Genomic DNA, 8,022 nt, shown 5'->3' with positions numbered 1-8,022 from the left:
TGCTGTTTTGCAGAAAATTGGCTGCTGTTATCCGGTTCACATTATCGTAAGTAAAATCATATTTACGGTTAGTGGCATCACCGGCCGATTTCCAAACTGTACCTGTAATGTTACCATTGTATTGTGTATTGGCATAAGTTGTGCCTGCAACGGAATTGGTTTTGTCATAAGCTAATTCCATTCCAAATTTATTGGTGCTGCTGCCGCTAATATAGTTGCGGTTAATACCCAATAACCACCCTCTTATGTTATAGTCATAAGTAAGCGATTCAATACTACTGCCCAGGGTTTTTGTTTTTAACTGCCCTAATTCATCATATTGATTATTGACTATCGTTTTTTCAGGACTGCTCACAGCAACGCCATTCACAGTGCTATTGATGGTTTTTGTAATAGTAAGTAGTCTTCCTGCCTGATCATAAATATATTTGGATAAAACTGTATGGGTTTGTGCATTATTACCACCTTTACTGTGTTGCAACAGATTGCGCAATATTTTACCGCTAAAATCATATTGATTAGTAGAAATATCTATACCGCCTGTATAGTTTTTTGTTTGGGTTTGTATAACCCGGTTATGATCATCATAAAATGTTACTGTCCAAATATATTGTGCGGGGTTACTGCCAATTACCTTTACCATAGTACCTGTCGGCAAACCGGTAGAATTGGTATAGGCTACAATAGGTTGCGCATAGGTTGGGGAACTATTATAGCCAGTAACGAAATAATTACTATTGGTAGTGTTTGAGGCATCCATAGTTGCCGGTACCGGACTGCCGTTGGCATTTACCCAATTATAATTATCATAAAAGGTTTGTGTTAATAGTTCTGTTGAGTAAGCTGCTAAAGTGGGGTAACTATTGGTGTTATAAGCATTGGTAAGATGGTAATTAAAATTATTGTAATTGGCAGGGTCGTACATTAAACCGGTGGCAATGGGCCTGTTAAGATAGTCATATTGTGTATATAACCATTTCTGTGCATTGCGGAGATTGGCATCTTGCATCATCACCAAACGTCCCAGACCATCATACACCATCCAGGTTTCTCCTGCACCGGGTACTTTTTTAATAACCATGCGGTGGCGTTGGTCATATTCATAACGAAAGCATAATTGATCGGCAATAGATGTGCTGATTAACCAGTTATTGTTAATGAGTTCAACGGCTCTGGGTGTAATAACAAAACGCAATAAATTAAAATCATCATACACATAATAGGTATTTAGCCAGCCTGTATGATCAATGCCAGGTGTATCAGATAATTGCACTTTTTTTAGAATCACTTTACCCTGCATGTCTTTATATTCAATTACCTGTTTTCCTCGTTCATCAATAGTAACAGTTTTATAAAGCAAGCCATCGGCATAATTTGCAGTTGAAACAGGTATACTTCCCCATACTGCACCAATCGTCCAGATACGAATATTTTCAGCAGCCGTATTCATCTGGTGTTGCACCGTAATTCCCCTGTTACTACCTATCCAACTTGTTCCAGGTGCATAAGTATTTTGAATCCTGTTAAGCGGCGATGCTTCATAAGCAGTTTGACTATAAGCCCAATTGAGGCCGGATGTACCTACATATGTTTCGCCTGTTTGCCCACTTAATTGATTATTGTAAAAAGCAACCTGCTGTTGTATTGGATCGAGTTTAAAATTTCCATCATTAATATTGTCGGCACTATTTGCCCTTGTGTTTGCAGCAAAAGGCAGGTATTGGTATTGTTCTCTTCCAAGTGCATCATAAATATTGGCGGTAACCATATCATTTTGTAATGGACTGGTTTGTTTATGCACTGTTTGCACCAAACGGCCCAGCCCATCGAAGTATTGGGTAGTCTGATGCACATCAGTAACAGGTCTGGTGACTAAATTGGAGGAACTTTGTTCGGGAGCCAAAGCCTCCCATGAACGCACATAATTTATTGTTGCTGCTGAACTGAATGCAGCAGGTGGCGCAATTTGTGCATCAGCAAATTGCACAGCGAAACATGTACAGAAGAGAAGCAAAGAGTTGAATAAAAATTTTGAATATACCTCTGTTCGCATAGGTTACGAATTAATTGTGATCATCCCGTTTATTTGGAATAAATATATTTTTCAAAAGATGTATAGTGTTAAACTTTGGATTTTCATAAAAAGCAGAAACCAATTCACCCTTATTGTTCAGGATATAAATTTTATACGCAGCATGATTGTATTCATTTTCAAAATGGCGGTTATCGGCGGAATTATTTAACCACCTTACCAAACTATTTTTTGTTGTATCATTCAGGTTATACTTAGAAAAAGAGGCAGAAATAGTAAAAGGGAAATGAAGCATATCCGACAAAATATGTTTCAATGCACTATCTGTTAGCATTGAGCTATTATCTTTTTCAGGCAAAAGAATAACCTGAAAAGCATGTTTAGTTTGTTGATATAATGTATCTAAAGAAAAAAATAATTGAAATGGAATATCATTAGGTGTATTAGCTAAAAAATTAACCACTACTATTTGCTGTCCTTTTAATTTTCCGATATTCATCGGGTGGTGTTCTATATCCATTTGTTGAATGGCATAAATAGTATGTTCCTGTGCATGAATGAAATGTTGATTCATGAACATTAGAAGCAGCAATATGGAAACATTTTTTTTCATAATGATTATTTATAAAAAATAAATTTAATAAATGGCTACTGTTGTTGTAGCGGTTGTTAAGGGAATATTATTGAATGTAGCAGTGGCCACACCCGATTCAGAATAAGTGTTATTAATCATCCACATATGATTGGCACTATAGTCGGATGCATGTAGGGATATATTGTAATTTCCATATGGAATCTGACCATAAATACCCGTACCAATTATTTTAAAATTATAAATCAGACCTGTAGCTACATTCGTTAATTGTAAATAATAAAATGCACCGGAAACAACATTGGTCACTGAAATGGATGTCATCTGAACTGTACTGGAATAAGCGGGTTTTTGGTATTGATAATCAAATAGTTTAATAACATTATTACTATTATCACGAATATCTTTTAATCTGCCAAGCCCCTCATACTCATAATAATTTAATATACCATTGGATGATGTGGAAGAAGTAATACCTAATAAAGGTGAATAAGTGTAAATACTTGCCTGACTATTGGGTAAATTTTGCGGATTTAACTTACTTAATTCAGTTCTGAGTTGTGCATCACTGGCAGGATTTTGAACAATGCTTTGGTTCAATAAATTATAAGCTGAATAAAAGTTTGAACCTTTAATTTGGGCTACAGGATATTGATGATTATACCCCCAAATAAAACTATTGTTAACACCATCTTTTTTTGTAATACTCACCAAATTACCCCCATAAAAAATATACATATTTTCATCTTCATATCTATTATCTTTTGTAATAGAGGAATTATTGTATGTTACAGCATTTGTAAAGCTTGCAGATGGGCTTATGATATTTATTTTCTGTGTTTTTTGTGGCGCAACAAAACCTGCGGGATTAGTTACATAGTCATATCTAGTAAAGTCAGCGCCAACTAAACTACTGTTTTTCCAATTTGATGTTTCAATTAAAGCATTATCAAATTCATCTTGCAACTCCAATATGGGTTTTAATTCTGTATCTGCGTTATTTTTATCCTGATTATGGTAGGTAATAAATGTACTGGTTGGACTTGTAAAATTGGAATAGCGATAATTAACATAGTTGATTCTTGCCTGAGCCTTGCTTATACGATAATTTTCATAACTAATCCACCTGCAGTTATTTGCATCGTTGGTTGTTGGTGTGCAAGAATATACATTATTATAAAAAGCAGAAGTGGCTGTATTTAAATTGTTTTGATAATTTTGATAGCCATTATCAATGCCATCACAATTAGATAACCTGAAATCAAAGGCATAAGTATAATTGGTTATTAAATTATCTCCCAGAGAGGTATTTATGATTTGCTGTGTTGGCTGATGATGAAAAATGCTATTATAATTTGTAATAGATGTAGTTGTAATGGATGTTCCGTTCTGAGGATCATAATCTGTTTCCACTGATTTATCCTGCGTTTTAAAGAATGAAAATAACTGATATTCAGTACCAAACAGGGGGGTTGTATTCCCACCTAAAGTAAGCAATTTACAAATATAGCCTGGCGTTCCAATTTGGTCTTTTGAATAAGTCGGATAGTGCCATATTTCTTTTAAGATTTGATTGTTTTGATTGAAATATGCTTCATACTTTAATTCCCCTGTAATGGAATCAAATGGTAGCGGTGCATAAGGATAACTGGAAACAGATGCATCGCAACTTAAATCATTGACATTACGAACCACTACATCAGCACTATTCTGAAAACCATCCCAATAATTAGCGCTATAATAACAATATACAGAGTGACCATTGCCTGTTTGAGCAACATCTACTTCACTATACCCAATATGGTTACCCATTGTAGTACGCATTGGCAAAACGGAACTGGGAGAAATTAAATAGGCAGCTTCAAAGCCTCCTCCGGTTAAAGTAGCACAACCGTTGGGATTATAGAGGCCATTAGAAGTATTACCCCAAATTAGTCCATACATATCATTCCGTAATACATTAACATAAGTTGGTATACTGTATAGTATACCTGTTGAACTACTTCCTCCTGCAGTGTAATTAAAATTAGTAACAATATCCTGAGTAGCCAATGGGTCATGATGTATCATAGAATTAATTCGAAGTCCTCCAATAGTAATATTGGTTATATTCGTTACGGGCATTTGATATGAAATGGAAGCTGAGCAACCTCCCCAAGCTGTTGTGGATGTAGTTCCGTATAATCTTGAAGTGTAAGTTGTGCGGGGTGTTAAAGTAATTGCCTGAGTAGTAGAAGTACCAGATTGAATAGTAGCATTAACCACCATATTGCCATTTGGATCAAAAACCTGATAGGTACCACTTACACCGGTTGTTGTACTACTTAAAGAAAGCGTATAATTCGTGTATCCTGACGGGGTAGTAAAACTTAATGTCTGATATGTACTGCCATCATATAAAACGGAAGAATTGGTAACATTGATTGTTTGATAACCGGGAACTGACCTTGTTACATAGTGGGGCTCAAAATTAAATTTGGTATATCCACCGGTAGGATAAGTAATTTGTTGTAATGCTCCACCTCTCATAGCAGGCCATTGTGCATCTCGGTTGGCACCATTGACTGTTCTGGTATTATTTACCGTATATGTAGGAATTAGGGTATTATTATTCGTAATTCCGTTATAATAACCCCAGTGATCAATACCAAAAGCCAATAATCTGGGTACCATTTCGCTATAATAACTAAATTGATAAGGTGGTTCGATTATGCTTCCATCACAAGAGGATTCTTGTAAAGCATCTAATCTTAAACGGTAGGTATCAGATTGTATATTTGGTAAATAGGTACCTAATATTCCATTAAGTCCATTGACACCATCATGAAAATATCCATAAGTGAATTGAAATTTTTTACAAAATCCTGATGCATTACTGATAGTAATATTATCCAATGCATTTGCAGAAGTATTTGCATTATCAGCCATTGTTTGTGGCGTATATGCACTTAAATCTGTTCTTGGTGTTGCTGCGGCATTAAAGCTAATTGTATTGCCACTATAAGTAATGGAACTTAATCGAACCCCCTGTACAAACTGTTTTACTGCATCATACTCATACTGCCCAATGGTATTGGTGCTATATATTGGGAACATAGATAAAGTGTAGTAACTATAATTTTCTTGTTGATAAGAAAAATTTATGGTGAACATATTATCTTTCGAGATAATTTTGTTTAAATACCAGCTTGAAACTGCGGAGCCACTTGATAAACCGTTTTTCATAGAATATGGACTGGTAACTTCCAAAGGCATTACACTTCCAGTATTGCCGGTATTTCCAAAGAAATATTGTGTGCCATCAGGTGTTGTTATTTTAAAACCCTGAAAGCACACTCCATTCTGATAAGGGGTAGTTAAACTAGTATAATCTGGTTCAATTTTAAAATCCTGTTCAGGAACGAGCACTGGTGTTCTATCATCTCTGAAATAAAATTTACCGGTATATTTTCCGAAATTAAAAAAGTACAAGTCCGGTTCTCCATCTTTCCTGCCCTGATAAAATCCAGCATCGTCAATATTACCATTTGTTGTGCCGAGATAACTATTGTAACCAAAATCTGACCAATGCCCATTTGTAACATTTGTATTGCTGAATCCACGATCATCCGGCAAACCAACAACCGAACGTGTTATAACACCACCCGCATTTAAGCTCCATCCTGCACCTACCCAACTGGCCAATTCCTGCACCTTTAAACCAGAAGCATGATAACTTAAACTAATGGGCATTTCCAATGGGCCATTTTGTACGGTATAAATGGGAATATTAATATTGGGGATGCCTGTATGATAACTTACAGGATAATCAGCATATTTTACCAACGCTGCTGCTGTTGGTGGGGTTATATTGGTTTCTGCCAATGGATTATTTTGTGCTTCTATCTGACCATTTATGGCGAAAAAACAAATCAATAAAAACAAAATGCGTTTCATAAAAACATACATAGTATTATTTTTTAAAAATTATATCCAATTCTAAATTTTAAAGGTTGTGTAACGGGTATGGTACGATAGCTTAAAAAATCCCACAATAATTGTACGTTACTGGCTTTTTTCCCCACCTTCATTTTTTGGGTAACCCCAATTAATCCACTAGTTTGCCATGCGCTGTAATCCTGTAATTGTGGGATTCGGGTAAAGGCTGATTGGTAATTTTGCTCATAACCTCCGGTAACCCATATACTACCTTTTATTTTTATATCTAAAAAACTTCTTAAGCCAACACCTTCATTGCTGATCTTTACATCATTAATACCATTACCCCAACCCAACTTATAAGCAACACCTACACCAATTGTACTTTTATCATTCAGTTTATAGCCCAATGTTGCAGCTATATCACTGGTTACAGGCAGGTAATAATTAGTTTTTTGTGATTGTATGTTGATGCCATATTCTAACCTTTGCCATATTGTTTTTGTTTTCTGCTGGTTGGGTGTGAAATCAGGCATGATTAATGCACTATTACCTCCGCCTAATTGATTAATTTTATCTTTTAATGTATTGAGTTGATTTTGCGCAGACTGCATTTGTTGTTGTATAAACTGTTGTGGGTTACTGCCTGTACTTACTCCCGTTCCGCCCAACTGCTGTGTTAATATTTGCTGTACCTGTGCCCTGCTCTGTAACCCTGCTAATGCCTGCGTTGTACCAATATTGGCTGTAGCAGGAAATAACTGCGCCAACAGGCTATTCCGCTGCCAGAAATCCTGAAAAGCGGGTAAATTGCGTACTAAGGCCATCATTTTCTGTTCTAACTGCTTTTGATCATGAAGCATTTCTTTGTAACTATTTACCTGCTGCTGAAAATAAAAGGCTTGCTGCTGAAAATTTTTCAAGAATTTCAACATCCCTGCTTGTGTTAATAATCTGTTCAATAACTGTACTCTTTGCGCTAATTCCTGACTGGTTACAGTTCCCGCTTCTAAATTGTTTTGTAAACTATTGGTGGTATGATTGAGATTTAATAGGGCTGAAGAATTACACATTGCACCATTTAGTAACAAATAATCTGTTGCAGTATGTATACTATCTAACCCGGCGATATAAGCTGTAATTCGCCTGATTTTCTGTAACGAATTATTAGATTTTTGCATTGCCTTTTGATAAAAATCTGTCGGAGTATGCAACATTTGTTGAGCAGCAACATTGTCTTTTGTTAAGAGTTGTAAACAAATTTTTTTTTCTGAACGCTGAGCTTTTTGTAAATAATGTTGCATTCTTTTGGTGAGTTGTTGATTTAGTTGCGCATACTTTTTGTTGAGTTGATTGATTGACCGATTATTTATGCTACTAGTATAGGTGGTATCTGAAGGATACTTTATTGGTGTATATGCAAAAACATGCATAAAGCATGTAGAGAGGAAAAAGCATTCAAAAAGCAGTATTTTAAAAA

The 8,022-nt window shown here is 35.6% G+C and carries 4 protein-coding genes; all 4 read right to left on the bottom strand.

Annotated elements, in window-relative coordinates; all coding sequences use genetic code 11:
• A partial coding sequence (locus JK139_RS09790) for a DUF6443 domain-containing protein (RefSeq protein ID WP_317196303.1) occupies positions 1-1,987 on the bottom strand: 1,987 nt, incomplete at its 3' end.
• Positions 1,988-2,063: 76 nt separating this feature from the next.
• Positions 2,064-2,645: a hypothetical protein gene (locus JK139_RS09785; protein ID WP_218331189.1), complete on the bottom strand. Its 582-nt coding sequence runs from the start codon at positions 2,643-2,645 to the stop codon at positions 2,064-2,066.
• Positions 2,646-2,669: 24 nt separating this feature from the next.
• Positions 2,670-6,572: a hypothetical protein gene (locus tag JK139_RS09780; RefSeq protein WP_218331188.1), complete on the bottom strand. Its 3,903-nt coding sequence runs from the start codon at positions 6,570-6,572 to the stop codon at positions 2,670-2,672.
• Between the two features lie 11 nt (positions 6,573-6,583).
• Positions 6,584-7,975, bottom strand: a complete 1,392-nt coding sequence (locus JK139_RS09775; RefSeq protein ID WP_218331187.1) for a hypothetical protein — start codon at positions 7,973-7,975, stop codon at positions 6,584-6,586.
• Positions 7,976-8,022 lie beyond the last annotated feature (47 nt).

Source organism: Hydrotalea lipotrueae (assembly GCF_019249625.1).
Taxonomy (GTDB): Bacteria; Bacteroidota; Bacteroidia; order Chitinophagales; family Chitinophagaceae; genus Hydrotalea; species Hydrotalea flava.
The sequence above is the reverse complement of the archived record's forward strand: the minus strand, read 5'-3'. Positions and strand labels throughout refer to the sequence as shown.